This is a genomic window from Mitsuaria sp. 7 (assembly GCF_001653795.1).
In the GTDB taxonomy this organism is placed as follows: Bacteria; Pseudomonadota; Gammaproteobacteria; order Burkholderiales; family Burkholderiaceae_C; genus Roseateles.
This window is the reverse complement of the sequence record NZ_CP011514.1, coordinates 872,252-890,615: the sequence shown is the minus strand read 5'-3', so window position 1 is coordinate 890,615 and position 18,364 is coordinate 872,252. Positions and strand designations below refer to the sequence as shown.

The 18,364-nt window shown below is 69.3% G+C and carries 16 protein-coding genes; 8 read left to right on the top strand and 8 right to left on the bottom strand.

Features of this window, described 5'->3' with window-relative positions; all coding sequences use genetic code 11:
- Positions 1 to 25: 25 nt before the first annotated feature.
- From ABE85_RS03900 to ABE85_RS03870, 7 genes are all read right to left on the bottom strand, one after another.
- Positions 26 to 1,042, bottom strand: a complete 1,017-nt coding sequence (locus ABE85_RS03900; RefSeq protein WP_067270177.1) for an aliphatic sulfonate ABC transporter substrate-binding protein — start codon at positions 1,040 to 1,042, stop codon at positions 26 to 28.
- Positions 1,039 to 2,499 carry an LLM class flavin-dependent oxidoreductase gene (locus tag ABE85_RS03895; protein WP_067270176.1) on the bottom strand — a complete coding sequence of 487 codons (1,461 nt, stop codon included), beginning with the start codon at positions 2,497 to 2,499 and terminating at the stop codon, positions 1,039 to 1,041. Before ABE85_RS03895 ends, ABE85_RS03900 begins: the two co-directional genes overlap by 4 nt.
- A complete protein-coding gene (locus ABE85_RS03890; protein WP_067270173.1) occupies positions 2,496 to 3,311 on the bottom strand; it encodes a MetQ/NlpA family ABC transporter substrate-binding protein in 816 nt (271 codons plus the stop codon). The genes ABE85_RS03895 and ABE85_RS03890 overlap by 4 nt, the downstream gene beginning before the upstream one ends.
- A 46-nt stretch (positions 3,312 to 3,357) precedes the next feature.
- Complete coding sequence (locus ABE85_RS03885; protein WP_067270171.1) at positions 3,358 to 4,032, bottom strand: methionine ABC transporter permease; 675 nt, start codon at positions 4,030 to 4,032, stop codon at positions 3,358 to 3,360.
- On the bottom strand, positions 4,025 to 4,954 hold the full coding sequence (locus tag ABE85_RS03880) for a methionine ABC transporter ATP-binding protein (RefSeq protein ID WP_082938300.1): 930 nt from the start codon (positions 4,952 to 4,954) through the stop codon (positions 4,025 to 4,027). The genes ABE85_RS03885 and ABE85_RS03880 overlap by 8 nt, the downstream gene beginning before the upstream one ends.
- Before the next feature lie 14 nt (positions 4,955 to 4,968).
- Positions 4,969 to 6,261 carry an acyl-CoA dehydrogenase family protein gene (locus ABE85_RS03875; protein ID WP_082938299.1) on the bottom strand — a complete coding sequence of 431 codons (1,293 nt, stop codon included), beginning with the start codon at positions 6,259 to 6,261 and terminating at the stop codon, positions 4,969 to 4,971.
- Positions 6,262 to 6,351: 90 nt separating this feature from the next.
- Positions 6,352 to 6,567: a hypothetical protein gene (locus ABE85_RS03870; RefSeq protein ID WP_067270170.1), complete on the bottom strand. Its 216-nt coding sequence runs from the start codon at positions 6,565 to 6,567 to the stop codon at positions 6,352 to 6,354.
- A 156-nt stretch (positions 6,568 to 6,723) separates the two neighbouring features.
- On the opposite strand from ABE85_RS03870, the gene ABE85_RS03865 reads away from it, so the two are divergent.
- From ABE85_RS03865 to ABE85_RS03835, 7 genes are all read left to right on the top strand, one after another.
- On the top strand, positions 6,724 to 7,473 hold the full coding sequence (locus ABE85_RS03865; RefSeq protein ID WP_067270164.1) for a response regulator transcription factor: 750 nt from the start codon (positions 6,724 to 6,726) through the stop codon (positions 7,471 to 7,473).
- An 85-nt stretch (positions 7,474 to 7,558) separates the two neighbouring features.
- On the top strand, positions 7,559 to 9,079 hold the full coding sequence (locus tag ABE85_RS03860) for a sensor histidine kinase (RefSeq protein ID WP_067270162.1): 1,521 nt from the start codon (positions 7,559 to 7,561) through the stop codon (positions 9,077 to 9,079).
- 398 nt (positions 9,080 to 9,477) lie between these two features.
- Positions 9,478 to 10,677: a carbohydrate porin gene (locus ABE85_RS03855; protein ID WP_067270160.1), complete on the top strand. Its 1,200-nt coding sequence runs from the start codon at positions 9,478 to 9,480 to the stop codon at positions 10,675 to 10,677.
- Positions 10,678 to 10,853: 176 nt separating this feature from the next.
- Complete coding sequence (locus ABE85_RS03850; protein WP_067270158.1) at positions 10,854 to 12,107, top strand: ABC transporter substrate-binding protein; 1,254 nt, start codon at positions 10,854 to 10,856, stop codon at positions 12,105 to 12,107.
- Between the two features lie 109 nt (positions 12,108 to 12,216).
- Positions 12,217 to 13,095 carry a carbohydrate ABC transporter permease gene (locus ABE85_RS03845; protein WP_067270156.1) on the top strand — a complete coding sequence of 293 codons (879 nt, stop codon included), beginning with the start codon at positions 12,217 to 12,219 and terminating at the stop codon, positions 13,093 to 13,095.
- Positions 13,096 to 13,108: 13 nt separating this feature from the next.
- Entirely contained in the window at positions 13,109 to 14,032 is a 924-nt protein-coding gene (locus ABE85_RS03840; RefSeq protein WP_082938297.1) for a carbohydrate ABC transporter permease, read from the top strand.
- Positions 13,974 to 15,119, top strand: a complete 1,146-nt coding sequence (locus ABE85_RS03835; RefSeq protein WP_409072572.1) for an ABC transporter ATP-binding protein — start codon at positions 13,974 to 13,976, stop codon at positions 15,117 to 15,119. The genes ABE85_RS03840 and ABE85_RS03835 overlap by 59 nt, the downstream gene beginning before the upstream one ends.
- On the opposite strand, the gene ABE85_RS03830 is transcribed toward ABE85_RS03835, so the two are convergent.
- Entirely contained in the window at positions 15,034 to 15,912 is an 879-nt protein-coding gene (locus tag ABE85_RS03830) for a hypothetical protein (RefSeq protein ID WP_067270151.1), read from the bottom strand. The two genes, ABE85_RS03835 and ABE85_RS03830, sit on opposite strands and share 86 nt — an antisense overlap.
- 257 nt (positions 15,913 to 16,169) lie before the next feature.
- Between ABE85_RS03830 and ABE85_RS03825 the strand changes: the two genes are divergently transcribed.
- Positions 16,170 to 18,254, top strand: a complete 2,085-nt coding sequence (locus ABE85_RS03825) for an ATP-dependent helicase (RefSeq protein WP_231993223.1) — start codon at positions 16,170 to 16,172, stop codon at positions 18,252 to 18,254.
- The last annotated feature ends 110 nt before the right edge of the window (positions 18,255 to 18,364 follow it).

The window sequence follows — 18,364 nt, the reverse complement described above, 5'->3', positions numbered from 1 at the left end:
CCTCGGTCATTGCATCGCTGCGGGGTCAGGCCTTGATCAGGCCGTTGGCGAAGCGCGTGTCGACCAGTTCCGCGATGGTGCGGTTCAGGTCCACGCCCGGCTTCACCAGCTGCTCCGCGCTCAGGATGGGCGCCGCCGCCTGCAGCGCCTTCACATGCTCGTCCGACGGCTGCGGATGCGAGAAGTCGCTGCGCAGCTTCACCTGCAGCAGCGCCACCGGCAGGCCGACCTTGGCCTCCTCGGACAGGACCTTCGCGGCGTCCGACGGGTTCGCGATCGTCCACGCGCGCGCCCGCTCGTAGGCCGCGATCACGCGCTTGACCGTCTGCGGATGGCGGTTCAGGAACTCCTCGCGGACGTTCAGGAAACCGTAGGTGTTGAAGCCGACGTTGCGGTACAGCAGCTTGGATCCGGCATCGAGCTCGCTCGCCGCCATCAGCGGATCCAGCCCGGCCCAGGCGTCGACGCGGCCCTGCTCCAGCGCCGCGCGGCCGTCGGCGTGCTGGAGCGCGACATGCTCGATGTCGCCGCGCTTCAGGCCCACCGTGTGCAGCGCGCGCAGCAGGAAGAGGTAGGGATCGGTGCCCTTGGTCGCAGCGATCTTCTTGCCCTTCAGGTCGGCCAGCGAGCGGATGCCGGAGTCCGGACGAACGACCAGCGCGGTCCATTCCGGCCGCGAGAAGATGTAGGGCGCGCGGATCGGATTGCCGTTCGCGCGCGCCAGCAGCGCGGCCAGGCCGGCCGTGGAGCCGATGTCGATGCTGCCGGCGTTGAGGTACTCCAGCGCGCGGTTGCTGCCGGCGCTCAGCACCCAGCGCACCGACGTGCCGTCCTTGGCGAGGTCCTCCTCCAGCCAGCCGAAGCGGCGCAGCACCAGGCTGGTCGGCGAGTAGTAGGCGTAGTCGAGCTTGAGCTCCTTAGGCGCGGCCGTGCCTTGAGCGCGCAGCGGGCCGGAGGCCAATCCGGCCGCGAGGCCCGCGCCGAGGACGAGCGCATCGCGACGTGTCGGGCTGTTGTTCTTCGAATCGGTCTTGCGGGTCATGCGACGGGCTCCGTCAGGGGAATGTCCAAGGAAGTCGGCGGGGTGGCCGTGCTCGGCTCGTCGAGGCGGACCCGACGCCCGGCATGCGTCGGCTTGAGGCCGTCGCCTGCGCCGAACAGCCGCGCACGCAAGGTCTTCGGCGTGGCCGTCACGTCGGCGCCCTCGCCTGCTTCTGGCCGATAGCGGCCACGCCGGCGCAGTTCCGGAACCAGGAGGTCCACGACATCGCGGAAGGTCTCGTGCGCCAGCGCGAAGGCGAGGTTGAAGCCGTCGAGGCCCGTGGCGTCCTGCCACTCGATGAGCTGATCGGCGATCTCCGATGGATCGCCAACGAAGACGGGCCCTCGCCCGCCGAGACCGATGAACGCGGCGGCCTCGCCCACCGTCCAGCGCCGCGTCGGATCCGCGCTGCTGAACGAGGCCAGCGCCGTGCGCCCCGCCTGCGTGTCGAGGTAGTCGATCGTCGCGTCCAGCGGATAGCGACTGAAGTCGACGCCGGTCCAGCCCGACAGCAAGGCCAGCGCGGCCTCGATGTCGATGTGGGACTTCAGGTCCTCGTGCTTCGCGTGCGCTTCAGCGCTGGTCGGCGCGGTGATGATCAGCGCCTGGCCGTAGATCAGCACGTCGTCGCGCGCCCGGCCCGCTTCCTCGACCGCATCGCGCAGGCCGTTCACGTAGCCCTTCACGACGGAGGTGCTGGGGCCGCTCACGAAGACGCACTCCGCATGCCGGCCGGCGAAGGCGCGGCCGCGGCTCGATGTGCCGGCCTGGAACAGCACCGGCGTGCGTTGCGGCGAGGGCTCGCAGAGATGCACGCCGGGCACGCGGTAGTGCTCGCCGCGGTGGTTGATCGCGTGGACCTTGGCCGGGTCCGTGAACACGCGGCCCGCCTTGTCGCGTTTGACCGCGCCGTCCTCCCAGCTGAGTTCCCACAGCTTGTAGACGACGTCGAGGTACTCGTCGGCCAGGTCGTAGCGCTCGTCGTGCGCGCGCTGCCCCGTATGACCGAGGTTGCGCGCCGCGCTGTCGAGGTAGCCGGTGACGATGTTCCAGCCGATGCGGCCGCGCGTCAGGTGATCGAGCGTCGAGATCCGCCGCGCGAAGCTGTACGGCGGCTCGTAGGTCAGCGCCACCGTCACGCCGAAGCCGAGGTGCTTGGTCACCGACGCCATCAGCGGCACCAGCGCCAGCGGATCGTTGAGCGGCACCTGCACCGCATGGCGCAGGGCCGCGTCGGGCGAGCCGCCGTGCACGTCGTAGACGCCCAGCACGTCGGCGAGGAACACGCTGTCGAAACCGCCGCGCTCCAGCAGCCGCGCCAGCTCGATCCAGTACTCCGGCTCGGTGTAGCGATGCGACTCGTCGCGCGGATGCGTCCACAGCCCGGGCGACTGGTGCCCGACCGTGTTCATCGCGAAGGCGTTGAAGCGGATCGGCCGCGGCCCGCCGGCGCTCATTGCAGGAACGCCGGCCGCGCGTAGCCGGGGAACTTCTGCACCAGCACCGCCTTGAACTCCGGCGCGCGGAAGGCGTCCGCCAGCGCCAGGGTCCACGGCGCCTGCTTGTCCTTGCCCTTCACCGCCAGCACCAGCATGTAGTGGTCGGGCGTCTTCTCCAGCAGCAGCGCGTCGGTCAGCTTCAGACCGCTGGAGATCGCGAAGTTGCCGTTGACGATCGCGTACTCCGCGTCGTCGAGCGTGCGCGGAATCTGCGCGGCCTCGATCGGTTGCAGCTTCAGGTTGAGCGGGTTGCTGGCGATGTCCTTCTCCGTCACGCGGATCGGATCGGCGCCCGGCTTGAGCGTCAGCAGCTTCTGGTCGGCCAGCAGTGCCAGGCCGTGCGCGAGGTTGGCCGGATCGTTGGCCAGCGTGATGCGGTCGCCGGCCTTCACGTCGGCCAGGCTCTTGCGCTTCTTCGAATAGATCCCGAACGGCGCCATCGGTCCCTGCACCACGTCCACGATGTCGAGCTTGCGGTCCTCGCGGAAGCGGTTGAGGTAGGTGATGTGCTGAAAGAAGTTGGCATCGAGCGCGCCCTGCGCCAGCGCGATGTTGGGCTGCACGTAGTCGTTGAACTCGACCAGCTTGACCGTGTAGCCGCGCTTCTCCAGCAGCGGCTTGATGCCCTGGCGCAGCACCTCGATGTTGGAACCGGCGGTCGCGCCGATGGTGATCTCCTTCTTGTCCTGCGCCTGGACGACGGGCGCGAAGAAGGTGGACGTGAAGGCGGTGAGCGCGAGGGCCAGCACGGCGCGGCGGGAGAAGGTCATCGGGAAGTCCTTGAAGGTCCGGGAGGAATGGGAGAGATGGATGCGCTCAGCGCTTGTCGAGCCGCCTCGCCACGCGCTGACCGGTGAACTGGATCAGTTGCACGAGCACGACGAGGATCGCGACGGTCAGCACCATGACGTCGGTCTGGAAGCGGTAGTAGCCGTAGCGGATCGCGAGGTCGCCGATACCGCCGCCGCCGACCACGCCAGCCACCGCCGAGTACGACAGGAAGCTGATCGCCAGCACCGTCAGCGCGCCCACCAGGCCCGCGCGCGCTTCGCGCACCAGCACGCGAAGGACGATCTGGGTCTCGGACGCGCCCATGGCGTGCGCGGCCTCGATGACGCCGCGCGGCACCTCGCGCAGGCATTGCTCGACCAGGCGCGCGAAGTACGGGATCGCCGCGAAGGACAGCGGCACCGCCGCAGCCAGCGGCCCGATCGAGGTGCCCGCGATCACGCGCGTTATCGGCACCAGCGCGACCAGCAGGATGATGAAGGGGAAGCTGCGCACGGTGTTCACCACCGCGTTGATCAGCCGGTGCAGCAGGCCCGCGCCGCCGTAGCCCGACAGCGACTGCCCCGGACTCAGCAGGAACAGCAGCACGCCCAGCGGGCCGCCGAACAGCACCGCCGCGCCCAGACCGATCGCGAGCATCAGCCCAGTCTGGCCCAGCGCGGTCCAGATCTCCGGCAGCAGCGCGATGAGGTTCTCAAGCATGGCGGACCTCCCGGCGCCCGATCGAGGCGATCACTTCGGAGGCCGCCAGCGCCGAGGCGTCCAGCGCGGCGAGGTTCGCCGCCTGCCGCTGCAGGCGCGCGAGTTCCAGACCCAGCGGCGAGGTCGCCACGCGCGTCGCGTCGACGACGTCGAACTGCTCGACCAGCCGGCCGTCCGCGATGACCGCCGCGCGGCGGCACAGCGCCTGCACGACCTCCAGTTCATGCGTGACGATCACGATGGTGACGCCCAGGCGCGCGTTGATGTCGGCCAGCGTGGCGAGCAGCTCGCGCGTGGTCCCGGCGTCGAGCGCGGACGTCGGCTCGTCGCACAGCAGCACGTCGGGTTGCGGCGCCAGCGACCGCGCGATCGCGACGCGCTGCTTCTGGCCGCCGCTCAACTGCGCCGGGTATTGATCGGCCTTGTCGGTGAGTCCGACCAGCGCCAGGCAGTCGGCGACGCGGTCGGCGATCTCGCGGCGCGAGCGGCCCGCGTGCAGCTGCAGCGGGAAGGCGACGTTCTCCGCCGCGGTCGCGTTCTGCAGCAGGTTGAACTGCTGGAAGATCATCCCGAGCCGTTGCCGCTCTCGGCGCAGTTCGGCCGGCTTCAGCGCGGTCAGCTCGCGGCCCGCGACATGCACCTGACCGGCGTCCGGTCGCTCCAGCAGGTTGATCAGCCGCAGCAGCGTGGACTTGCCCGCGCCGCTCTTGCCGATCAGGCCGAGGATCTCGCCGGGGCGCACGGACAGGCTCACGTCGCGCACGGCATCGAAACGCCGCCCGTCGGGCAGCGCGAAGGACTTCGATACGCCGTCGAGGCGGATCAGCGGATCGCTCTGCTGGCCGCTCCCGGAGCTGCTCTTCAGGTCGTTCTTCAAGTCGTTCTTCGGGTCGTTCTTCGGGTCGCTTTTCTGATCGCTCATGGTGACGGTCCCGATCAGGAGTACGCGGTCGGATCGGGGATCCGGCCGTCGAGGAAGAAGCGACCCAGGTCGCGCAGCTTGTAGTCGACCGGGTCGTGCAGCGTGTGCACCCGCGCGTTGCGCCAGAAGCGGTCGAGGCCGAATTCCGCCGACGTGCTGCGCGCGCCGGTCAGCTCGAACAACTGGCTGGCGACCTCGACGCCGGCGCGGTGCGCGAGTACCTTGGCCTCGGCGCCAGCGACCGCGACCTCGCCGCGCTCCTGCGCGGTCAGGGCGTCGCCGCGGTCCAGCGCGCGGCGCAGGCGCTCGACGGCTTCGGCGGACACGGCCTGCGCCGCCCTCACCTTCAGCCACAGGTCGCCGTAGCGGTGCTGCACCAGCGGATCGTCGACCGCGCGGTCCACGCCCGAGGCCGACCAGGCCCGGGCCCGCGTCGCCGTGTAGCGGCGCGCCTCGTCGAAGGCGCCTTCTCCGATGCCCAGGTACAGGTGGGTCATCACCAGCTGAGCGATCTGCGAGCGCAGCGTCGCGCGCGGCGTCGGGCTCTGGCCCGGCACCTGCAGCAGTTCGTCGTCGTCCAGTCGCACCGCGTCGAAGCGCACCGTGCCGCTGTCCGTCTGGCGCTGGCCGAAGGCATCCCAGTCCTGCTCGACGCGCACGCCGTCGCGTCGCGTCGGCACGATGCCGATGAGGAAACCGCCCTCGGCCGTCGTCGCGGACACCGTGAGCCGGTCTGAGCCCAGTGCGCCCGAGCAGAAGCTCTTCACGCCCTCGAGGCGCCAACCGGCGCCGTCGCGCACCGCCGTCAGCCGCGTGTCGGCGGGATTGAGCGCATTGCCCCAGAACAGGCGCTGCTCGGCCGTCTCGCGCAGATGGCGCGCGCCGTGCGCGGTCGCGGCCGGTCCGCCGTACAGCGACACGCCGTAGAGCTGCAGATGGTGGAAGGCCAGCACATGCGCCAGCGCGCTGTCGACGCGGGCGATGCGTCGCACGACCTCGAAGAATTCAGGGATGCCGCCGCCCAGGCCGCCGTGCGCCTCGGGGATCGTCAGCGCGAGCAGGCCGCTGGCGCGGATCAGCTCGCGCTGCTCGGCGGCGTGGCCGCCCTCGCGATCGCGTTGCACGGCCGTGGCGGCCAGTTGCGCCACGACCTGGTCAAGACCTGGCCCCAGCAGGTGAGCCAGCGGGCGCTCGGAGGGATCAGGGGAGGCAGCGGTCGAGGAGGCGGTCGAGGCAGCGGTCGAAGAAGCGGTCGAAGAATCGGGCGAAGGGGCGTCGTCGGGACGCCGCAGCACGGGAGCGGTCATGGGCGGGAGGAACTCGGGGGGCGGCAATGCGCGATGCCGCCGAGTGTTCCTGTCCGACCGCGCGGACCGAAGCGAGAAATTCGTCTGTGCTTATGCGCTGATCCACGTGCAGTCGTTCTTCGCCGCCTGCGCGTTGCTCTGGATGCCGACGTCCTGGGAGAGCAGCGCCCGCATCCGGTGCGCGCATTGCTCGATGTGGCGCTTGTCGGGATGCCACGGCCCGGCGGCGTCCCCGCTGCTCTGCAGGTTCGCGTTCTTGGTGTAGACGACGCGCCAGAGCGTCTGTTTGAGGTCGCTGGCTTGCATGATGGGGAGTATTCCGAAACTCCCGCATCCCGCGCGAGAGGGCATCCTCGTCACCGCGTGTCAGGCGTTGCCCTACATCGGGGCGTCGCGTGCCGGAGTGGCGCCCCGGGCTTGCCCCAGTCCAGTGCGGGAGGCGGGGCTGTTAATCTTCCATTCATGAACCTGCTGCTCGCCGAAGACGACGCGATCCTGGCCGACGCCCTGTGCGAACAGATGCGCGCCAGCGGCTTCACCGTCGAGCACGCGCCCAACGGGGCGGTCGCGCAATACCTGCTCGCCAAGCAGCAGTTCCAGGTGGTGGTGCTGGACCTCGGCCTGCCGATGGTGGGCGGCATCGAGGTGCTCCGGCAACTCCGTCAGACCGACGCCTCGCTGCCCGTGCTGATCCTGACCGCGCTGGACAGCCTGGAGGACCGCGTCGCCGGCCTCAACGCCGGCGCCGACGACTACCTGACCAAACCCTTCGACTTCCCCGAACTCGAAGCCCGCCTGCGCGCCCTGCTGCGCCGCAGCCGCGCCTCGAAGGCGAGCACCGAGCTGGGCCAGCTCAGCATGCAGCGCGAGACCCGCAGCGCGCAGGTGCGCGGCGAGATGCTGGAGCTCAGCCCGCGCGAGTTCGACCTGCTCGACCTGCTGCTCACGCACCAGGGCCGCGTGATCACGAAGGAACAGATCAACCAGGCCTGGTCGGGCGACCGCAACGGGGCCGGCGTCGGCTCGGGCCATGCCGCCAATGCCGCCAATGCCGGCAGTGCGGCCGCTGCCCCCCATGCCGCCGACAGCGGCGCGGCGACCAACGCGGTCGAGGTCTACATCCACCGCCTGCGCCGCAAGCTCGAAGGCTCGCAGGTGGCCATCCGCACCGTGCGCGGCCTGGGTTACCTGCTGGAGCTGGAACGCGCCTGAGGCGCCGCCCGCCGCCGGCCTCCGACGCTTGCCGCCCACGCGTTCCCCCTCGCCTTCAGCCCACACGTTCCCCCGACGCTTTCCGATGGCCCCCGCCCGGTTCTCCCTCAAGCGGCAGTTGCTGCTGTGGCTGCTGCTGCCGCAGGTGGTGCTGTGGCTGGCGGGCGCGGTCTTCAGCTACCGCCTCGCGGGCCGCTACGCCAACGAGGCCGTCGACGCCACGCTGCTGCAGGCCACGCGCTCGCTCGCGCGCCAGGTCAAGCCCATGGGCAACGGGCTGCTGATCGACTTCCCGCGCGCGGCGCAGGACGTGCTCGAGGCCGACCCCAGCGACAAGCTGCTCTACACGGTCAGCTCGCCGCCGGGCAAGTTCATCCTCGGCAACCGCAACCTGCCGAGCCCGCCCGCCATGCCGGCCAGCCCCCCGCTGGGCCAGGCCCAGTTCTACGACGGCGAGATCGAGGCCGACACCGCGCGCACCGCCTCGCCCGTGCGCGTGGCCGCGCTCTACCTGCAGTTCGGCGACAACCCCCGGGCCCAGCAGACGATGCTGGTGCAGGTGGCCCGCTCCAGCGCCAACCGCGAGCTGCTCGCGCGCCGGCTGCTGATCGACACCATGCTGCCGCTGTCCCTGCTCATCGTGCTGATGAGCATGATCGTGTGGGCCGGCGTGGGCGCGGGGCTCGCGCCGATCGCGCGGCTGCGCCGGCTGGTCGAGGGCCGCAGGCCCAACGACCTGCGGCCCATCGAGCTGGACGCCGCGCCGCAGGAACTGCGCTCGCTCGCGCAGGCGATCAACGACCTGCTCGAGGCCGTGAGCCACAACGTGCAGGGCCAGCGCCGCTTCATCAGCGACGCCGCCCACCAGCTGCGCACGCCCCTGGCGGGACTCAAGAGCCAGAGCGAACTCGCGCTGGCCGAGGCGCCGCCCGGACCGTTGACGATGCGGCTCGCCCGCGTGCATGAAAGCGCCACGCGCAGCGCCCACCTGGTCAACCAGCTGCTGGCGCTCGCGCGCACCGAACCGGAGTCGCTGACGCGGCAGACGCCGGTGCGTTTCGACCTCGGCCGCCTGGCCCGCGAGGTCACCGCCGAACTCGTGCCGCGCGCGCTCCAGCAGAACGTGGACCTGGGCTACGACGGCCCCGACTGCGATCCGGACTGCGCCTCCGCCTCGCAGCTCGAGGAGCCGTCCACGCTCCCGGGCATCGCCCGCAGGCAGGACGCGCTGCAGACGCTGGAACAGACCCAGCAGGACCGCCCCGTCGAGGTCACCGGCATCCCGCTGCTGCTGCGCGAGGCGCTGGTCAACCTGGTCGACAACGCGCTGCGGTACGCGGGCCGCGGCGCCCGCGTGACCGTGCAGGTCCACGGCGGTCCGGACCGCGCGGAACTGGTCGTCACCGACAACGGTCCCGGCATCCCGGAGGACCTGCGGGAGCAGGTCTTCGAACGCTTCTTCCGCGCCACCCACGAAGGCAACGGCTGCGGCCTGGGCCTGGCGATCGTCAAGGAGATCGTCGAACGCCACGGCGGCCGCATCGCCCTGTCGACCGCCCAGCCCCACGGCCTGCGCGTCCTGATGAGCCTGCCGCTGGCCGCCTGAGCGCGTTCCGCGCCGCAAGGGGCGATGGATGAGGCGATCGATCGGGCGATGACGCCACCGCGTCCGGTCATCGCGTCCGGGCATCGCGTCCGGTCATCGCGTCCCGGTCATCGCATGTCGGTCCTCGCAGGACTTGCCACCGCGATCGCCTCCCTGAACCTGCGCGCTCGACCTCGCCCGCGACGCACCAAGACTGCCCGGACAACACGCCAGCCGCCCGAAGTCTCTGTCAATCGCCCGAATTTCCCGTTTTCCATGCACCAGAACGCTAGTGGTAAGCACCAATATAGTTTCATTAATGAATTATTAAAGTTCAGCCCGCATGCAAGAAAGATAAACGTCCGATGAACGGCGGCACGCCCGGAGCACCGTGGGTCGGAGACAACCGGAGACTAAACATGACACGCACTTCGCGCTTGCGCGCCACCACGCTTTCGACGCTCACGACCGCTGCCGGCCTGATGATGGCCGCCGGTTCCGCCCAGGCCCTGGACTACACCGGCTACTTCCGCGCCGGCCCCGGCGGCACCACCAGCGGCGGCGCCAGCCGCGCCTGCTACGCCCTGCAAGGCGGCACGGCCGGCATGAAGTACCGCCTCGGCAACGAGTGCGACATCTACGGCGAGTTCCAGCTCGCCCAGGGCTTCAAGAAGGACGGCATCGACTACAAGGTCGTGCTGATGACGGACTACTTCAATCCGCATTCGGACGCGGACGACGCCAAGCACCTGCGCCTGGCGCAGATGTACGCCGAGGCCAAGGGCTTCGACATCGCCCCCGAGGCCACCGTCTGGGCCGGCAAGGAACGCGGCCGCCGCGGCGACGTCCACATCGTCGACACCTACTTCACCGAGATGGCCGGCATCGGCGCGGGCTTCAAGGGCCTCAACGTCGGCCCGGGCAAGCTCGGCGTCGCGTACTACACCAACGACAAGGACAACAACCAGCGTCCGGCCCACCGCGGCAACGTCGAGTACGTCGACATCAACTCCAACACCGACGGCACGCTGGCCTTCTTCGGCACCGCGACCAAGTCGCAGTTCGACGGCGGCACCAACGGCTGGGGCCTGACCGCCAAGCACGTCCAGGCCAAGCTGTTCGGCTCGGACTTCAACAACGTGCTGTGGGTTCAGTACGCGCAGGGCTCCACCGGCCTGAACTCCAACTTCGGCAACCAGACCGACACCTCCGCGGCCAAGAAGTTCCGCGTCGTCGAGTCGGTGAACTTCCAGCAAGGCGCCTGGGGCGGCATGGGCATGCTGCTGTGGGCCAACGAGAAGGACAACGCCGGCAAGGCCACGGTGTCCACCTCGGTCGGCGGCCGCCTGTCCTACGGCGTGACCCGCAACTTCAAGCTGCTGGGCGAAGCCGGCGTGTCGCAGTACAAGCCCGACGGCGGCCAGCGCGCGCGCCTGACCAAGGTGACCTTCGCCCCGACCCTGTCCACCGGCCCGGCGCTGATGGACCGACCCGAGTTCCGCCTCTACGTCACCCACGCGAAGTGGAACAAGGCCGCCGGCAACGTCACCGGCGTGCCGGGCTACGACGGCGAGACCTCGGGCACCAGCTTCGGTGCGCAGGTCGAAGTCTGGTTCTGAAGACGGAGCTGACACCGGGCGCCGACGTCGTGGGCTGATCGGACAAGGCCGCAGGGTGCCCCGGCGCCCGGCCTCATCCGACATCCCATGACAACATCGCCTTACTGAACGACGAACGACGCACGACGAACGACGCGCTGCCCTGACGCGATTTCAAACGATACGGAGACAACCGAATGATGAAGCTCAAGCAACTGTCCCAGGCCGCCGCGCTGTGCGCGCTGATGGCCGCCGGCGCGGCCCAGGCCGGCGAGGTCGAGGTCCTGCACTGGTGGACCAGCGGCGGCGAGGCCAAGGCCGCCACCGCGCTGAAGGCCACGCTGCAGAAGCAGGGCCACACGTGGAAGGACTTCGCGGTGGCCGGCGGCGGCGGCGACTCCGCCATGACGGTGCTGAAGTCGCGCGTGGTGTCGGGCAACGCCCCGGCCGCCGCGCAGATCAAGGGCCCGTCGCTGCAGGAATGGGCGGCTGAAGGCGTGCTGACCAACGTCGACGCCGTGGCCAAGGCCGGCAAGTGGGATGAAGTCATCCCGCCGGTGGTCGCCAACATCATGAAGTACCAGGGCCACTACATCGCCGCGCCGGTCAACGTGCACCGCGTGAACTGGCTGTGGGTCAACCCCGAGGCGCTGAAGAAGGCCAACGCCAAGCTGCCCACGACCTGGGACGAGTTCTTCGTCACGGCCGAGGCGCTGAAGAAGGCCGGACTGATCCCGGTCGCGCACGGCGGCCAGAACTGGCAGGACTTCACCACCTTCGAGGCCGTCGCGCTGGGCGTGGGCGGCACGGACTTCTACAAGAAGGCGCTGGTGCAGCTGGACCCCGCCACGCTGACCGGTCCGCAGATGGAGAAGGTGCTGACCACCTTCAAGCGCATCAAGGACTACACCGACAAGAACGCGTCGGGCCGCGACTGGAACCTGGCCACCGCGATGGTGATCAAGGGCGAGGCCGGCATGCAGATCATGGGCGACTGGGCCAAGGGCGAATGGGTCGCCGCGGGCAAGACGCCGGGCAAGGACGTGCTGTGCGTCGCCGCCCCGGGCACGCAGAAGGCCTTCACCTTCAACATCGACTCCTTCGCGCTGTTCAAGCTGAAGAACGCCGCGAATGAAAAGGCCCAGCAGGACCTGGCCACCGCGATCATGTCGCCGGACTTCCAGGAGCTGTTCAACCTGAACAAGGGATCGATTCCCGTGCGCACCGGCATGAAGATGGACAAGTTCGACGACTGCGCCAAGCAGTCCGCGACGGACTTCGCCGCCGATGCCAAGTCGGGCACCCTGGTGCCCTCGATCGCGCACGGCATGGCGGTCCCCGCCGCGGCCGAAGGCGCGATGAAGGACGTCGTGAGCCAGTTCTGGAACAGCGACAAGATGACGGCCAAGGACGCGCAGACCAAGCTCGCCGCCGCCGCCAAGACGAAGTAAACGCAGCAGGCGTCCCCGAGGGGGCGGACCCGCCGCACCGGCTGGACCGCCCCCGCTCCGTTTCCCCCGACGCGCCGCCCGCGGCGCGTCCTCAGGTCCGCTCCCACGCATGTCCGCTTCCCGAGCCCCCCGCAGTCCCTGGCTTCCCAAGCTGGTGGTCGCGCCGACCTTCCTCGTCTCCTTCCTCTTCATCTACGGCCTGATGGCGTGGAACGGCTATCTGTCGCTGTCCGCGTCGCGGCTGCTGCCGAACTACGAGTTCGTCGGCCTGGACCAGTACCGCGCGCTGTTCGACAACGAGCGCTGGTGGCTGGCCCTGACCAACCTGGGCATCTTCGGCGCGCTGTTCATCGGCGGCGCGATGGCCGTGGGCCTGCTGCTGGCCATCCTGCTGGACCAGAAGATCCGCGGCGAAGGCGTGCTGCGCACGGTGTACCTGTACCCGATGGCGCTGTCCTTCATCGTGACCGGCACGGCGTGGAAGTGGATCCTCAACCCGGGTCTCGGCATCGAGCACCTGATGCAGCAATGGGGCTTCGAGAACTTCAGCTTCGGCTGGCTGGTCGACCCCGACATGGCCATCTACTGCGTCGTCATCGCCGGTGTGTGGCAGTCGGCGGGCTTCGTGATGGCGCTGTTCCTGGCGGGACTGCGCGGCATCGACGATTCCATCATCAAGGCCGCGCAGGTCGACGGCGCCTCGCTGCCGCGCATCTACTGGCGCATCATCATCCCGACGCTGCGGCCGGTGTTCTTCTCGACGCTGATGGTCGTGGCGCACATCGCCATCAAGAGCTTCGACCTCGTGATGGCGCTGACCGCGGGCGGCCCCGGCTACGCCACCGACCTGCCGGCGACCTTCATGTACACGATGGCGTTCTCGCGCGGCCAGATCGGCCTGGGCGCGGCCAGCGCCACGGTGATGCTGGCCACGATCGCGGCCATCGTCGTGCCCTACCTCTATTCCGAGCTCCGCTCGAAGCAGTGAAGCGAGCGCCGTGATGAGTACCCTCACCTCCTCCTCCCCTTCCCGTTCCCCTTCCCGCCCGCCGGCCTCCGGCCCGGCGAGCGCGCGCAGCCTCACCGTGCAGCGCGTGCTGCTGTGGGCCGTGCTGCTGGTCTTCGCCTTCTTCTTCCTGCTGCCGCTGTACGTGATGGTCAGCACCTCGCTCAAGGGCATGGATGAAGTGCGCAACGGCACGCTGCTGTCGGTGCCGCTGGCGCCCTCGCTGGACGCCTGGTCCAAGGCCTGGCACAGCGCCTGCACCGGCACCGACTGCGGCGGGCTGAAGCCCTTCTTCATGAACTCGGTGCTGATGGTCGTGCCGGCGGTGCTGATCTCCACCGCGCTGGGCGCGATCAACGGCTACGTGCTGACCAAGTGGCGCTTCCGCGGCAGCGAGCTGCTGTTCGGGCTGCTGCTGTTCGGCGTGTTCATGCCGATGCAGGTCGTGCTGCTGCCGATGAGCCAGGTGCTGGGCACGCTGGGCATCGCGAGCTCCGTGTGGGGCCTGATCCTGGTCCACATCCTGGCCGGCATGCCGTCCACCACGCTGTTCTTCCGCAACTACTACGCCGGCCTGCCCGACGAGCTGATCAAGGCGGCGACGCTGGACGGCGCCAACTTCTTCCAGATCTTCTGGCGCATCGTGGTGCCGCTGTCGACGCCCATCCTCGTGGTGACGCTGATCTGGCAGTTCACCTCGATCTGGAACGACTTCCTGTACGGGGTGGTGTTCTCCGGGGCCGACAGCAAGCCGATCACGGTTGGGCTGAACAACCTGGCCAACACGTCCAGCTCGGTCAAGGAATACAACGTGGACATGGCCGCGGCGCTGATCGCCGCGCTGCCGACGCTCGTGGTCTATGTGGTCGCGGGCAAGTATTTCGTGCGTGGGCTCACCGCCGGCGCCGTCAAGGGTTAAGGAGTCAAGCATGGGCGCGCTCGCCATTTCTCAAGTCCGCAAGAGCTACGGATCGGCCGACATCCTCAAGGGCATCGACCTGTCGATCGAGGCCGGCGAATTCCTCATCCTGGTCGGCCCGTCGGGCTGCGGCAAATCGACGCTGCTGGCGATGATCGCCGGCCTGGAGCACCCGACCTCGGGCGCGATCCACATCGGCGACCGGGACGTCACCTACCTGCCGAGCAAGGACCGCGACATCGCGATGGTGTTCCAGAGCTACGCGCTCTATCCGAACATGAACGTCGCGCAGAACATCGCCTTCGGGCTGGAGATGCGCAAGGTGCCGAAGGCGCAGCGCGAGACCACGGTGCAGCGCGTGGCGAAGATGCTGCAGATCGACCATCTGCTCGATCGCAAGCCGGGCCAGCTGTCGGGCGGCCAGCGGCAGCGTGTGGCGATGGGGCGCGCGCTGGCGCGCGATCCGAAGCTGTTCCTGTTCGACGAGCCGCTGTCCAACCTGGACGCGAAGCTGCGCATCGAGATGCGCGCGGAGATCAAGCTGCTGCACCAGCGCACGAAGACGACGACGGTCTACGTCACCCACGACCAGGTCGAGGCGATGACGCTGGGCGACCGCATCGCGGTGATGCGCGACGGGCTGGTGCAGCAGTTCGGCACGCCGGAAGAGATCTACACGCGGCCGGCCAACCGCTTCGTGGCCGAGTTCATCGGCTCACCGACGATGAACTTCGTCAGCGCGGAGCGCAACGGCGGCGGCGCGCTCGCCGCGCAAGGCGTGACCCTGCCGGTGAACGCGGCTCAGCAGACCTCGATCGACGCGGCGGGCGGCGTGCTCTACGGCGTGCGTCCGGAACACATCCGGCTGGCCGACACGACCGACGGCGCGGGCGGCATGCCGGGCGTGCTGAAGATGAGCGAGCCCACCGGCCCGGAGACCTACCTGCTGGTGGACACGCCGAGCGGTCCGATGACGGCGCGCGTCTCGGGCAACCCCCACCTCAATGTCGGTGACGCGGTTCGCCTGCAATGGGCGGCGGAGTCTGCCCACCTGTTCGATGCGAAGGACGAGCGCCGCCTGGCTTGAGCGGGCGGCTCCCGCCGGTGGGGCCCAGCGGCCTCACCCGCAGCCAGATCGTCTGCGCCGCGAGCACCGCGGCGAGCACCAGCGCGATCCAGGCGGAACCGTCGGAGCCGGTCATCGGCGAGGCGGTCTGCTTCACGTAGACGCCGATCAGGCCCCACACCGCGGCGCCCGCATACCCGAGCGCCGCGGGGCCGGTGCCCGGCGCATGCAGGCGCGCGTTCGCGACGAGCAGCAGCAACGCGGCAAGCGCCCACAGCACGAGGGTCCAGGGCAACTGGTCCTGCGTGGGCAACACCTGCGAAGCGACGACGGTCTGCGCGGTGTCCAGGAACGCCGTCAGCGACAGCCATCCCGCATGCAGCGCGAGCGGGAACACGGCGAGCCATGACTGCGCGCCGCGCGGCATCGCGCGCGCGACCAGCATCAGCGCCCACAGCAGGCTCGCCAGCGCGGCCCAGATGACGGCGAGCGCCAGCCCGAACCACTGCTGCGAGAACACGATCATCCAGCTCGCGGTCAGCGCGAAGCCGATGACGACCAGCCAGTGGCAGCGATGGGAATCGCGGTGCCCTTCCCGGTCCGGGACCGGCTGGCCGCGCAGCAGCCAGGCAGCGAAGACAAGGTCGAGCAGGAAGATCACCCCCCAGATCGAGAACGCGTAGCCATCGGCCACGAGCAGCGTGGGGAAACGGTCGGAGATCGCGCCGTTGTCGGGGCCGAAGACGCCCCGTTGGGACGCCCAAGCCACGAGAGGCATGGACAGCGCGCTGAAGATGACGAGGATCTGGAGCATGGGATCGAAGAGTGCAAAGCAAGTCTGCTCCGATCCCGGCAAGCCATGTGCCCCCTGACCGAAGGCCCTCCTGCGAAGACCGCAGCCCTCACCCCCGCCCTCTCCCGCGGTGCGGGAGAGGGAGTCCAATTGGCGCCCTTCTTACTCCCTCTCCCGCTTGCGGGAGAGGGTTGGGGTGAGGGCCAGCGGCGGGGGCAGTACAGAGGCTCGCGGCACACGTCGAATCACTGTTGATGCATACAGCTATGATCGCGGCCATGTGCCCCGCTGCCCTCGCCGACACGCAGAACGACGTCTTCGCCGACCTCAACCCCGAGCAGCGCTCCGCGGTGGAGCACGGCCTCGGCGAGACGTCGCAGGACGGGCACAGGCCGCTGCTGGTGATCGCCGGCGCGGGATCGGGCAAGACCAAGACGCTGGCCTCGCGCGTGGCGCGGCTCATCCAGTCCGGCGCCGATCCTCAACGGCTGCTGCTGCTGACGTTCTCCCGCCGTGCCGCCGGCGAGATGGAGCGCCGCGCCGGTCGTGTGCTGCATCGCGCGCTGGGCCTGGCCTCGACGCAGGCGCCGCCGCGCTTCCCGTGGGCCGGCACCTTCCACAGCGTCGGCGCGCGCCTGCTGCGCGAGTACGCCCATCGCATCGGCCTCGCGCCCAACTTCACCATCCTCGACCGCGCCGACGCCGAGGACCTGATGGGCCTGCAGCGCCAGGCGCTCGGCCTGGCCGAGACGACCGACCGCTTCCCGATGAAGGGGACCTGTCTCAACATCTACTCGCGCGTCGTCAACAGCGAGGCGCGATTGGATCAGGTCCTGCAGGAGCACTTTCCGTGGTGCTTCGCGGTGCATGACGAGCTCAAGCGCCTGTTCAAGGCCTACGTCGAGGAGAAGCAGCACCAGCAGCTGCTCGACTACGACGACCTGCTGCTCTACTGGTCGGAGCTGATGAGCGACGACACGCTCGCGGCCGAGCTCGGCGAGCGCTTCCAGCACGTGCTGGTCGACGAGTACCAGGACACCAACCGGTTGCAGGCGACGATCCTGAAGCGGCTCAAGCCGCGCGGCGACCGCTTGACGGTGGTCGGGGACGACGCGCAGGCGATCTACTCGTTCCGCGCGGCGGAGGTGAAGAACATCCTGGAGTTCCCCGCGCAGTTCGACCCGCCCGCGCGCGTGGTCGCGCTGGAGCGCAACTACCGCTCGACGCAGACCATCCTGGACGCGTCGAACGCCGTGATCGCGATGGCGCGCGAGCGCCACGAGAAGCGCCTGTGGACCGACAAGGTCTCGAGCGAGCTGCCGCATCTGGTCACCGTCGACGACGAGGCGCGGCAGGCGCAATGGGTCGCCGACAAGGTGCTGGAGCGCCGCGAGCAGGGCCTGAAGCTGACGCGCCAGGCGGTGCTGTTCCGGACCTCGAGTCACGCCGCGCCATTGGAGCTGGAGCTGACGCGGCGCAACATCCCGTTCGTCAAGTTCGGCGGACTGAAGTTCCTCGAGAGCACGCATGTGAAGGACGTGCTGAGCGTGCTGCGCTGGGCGGAGAACCCGCGCGGTCGACTCGCCGGTTTCCGCGTGGCGCAGCTGCTGCCGGGCTTCGGCCCGGCGAGCGCGAGACGCCTGCTCGATGCGATGTCACCGTCGGCGGATCCCGCGCAGGCGCTGCGTGATTTCGAAGCGCCACGCGCAGCGTCCGCGTCATGGGCCGCGTTGCGCGACCTGGTGCTGCAACTGATCTCGGGGTCGAGCTGGCCGATGGATCTCGAAGAAGCGGTGCAGTGGTACGCGCCGCATCTGGAGCGGCTGTACGACGACGCGCCGGTGCGCCTGTCCGACCTGGAGCAGATCACGCGCATCGCGCAGGGCTACGGCTCGCGGGAGCGTTTCCTGACCGAGCTGACGCTGGACCCGCCCGACGCGAGCAGCGACGAGTCGGGCGTGCCGTCGAAGGATGAGGACTACCTGATCCTGTCGACGATCCATTCCGCCAAGGGCCAGGAGTGGAACGCGGTGTACCTGCTGAACTGCGTGGACGGCTGCATGCCGTCGGACTTGAGCACGGGCGCGCAGGCGCAGATCGAGGAAGAACGGCGGCTGCTCTACGTCGCGATGACGCGGGCGAAGGACCACCTTGCGGTGATGGTGCCGCAGCGCTTCTACGTGACGCAGCAGACGCGCAACGGCGACCGGCACCTCTATGCGAGCGTGTCGCGCTTCCTGCCCGGCAAGGTGGTGCGCCACTTCGAGAAGGTCGGCCCGGCCAATCAGGCGCAGGCGCCGTTGCCGGAGCTCGTGAAACCGGCGATGGATGTCGCCGCGAAGCTGCGCAAGGCCTGGGACTGAGCTCCCCCATCAGGCGGGACACATCCCCCGCCGCGATCGATTCAATCCCTCATTGGTGCGCACCCTTCGCGTTCGTCGCAGAGGTGCAACTGGGTGCATCGCGGCGCGGC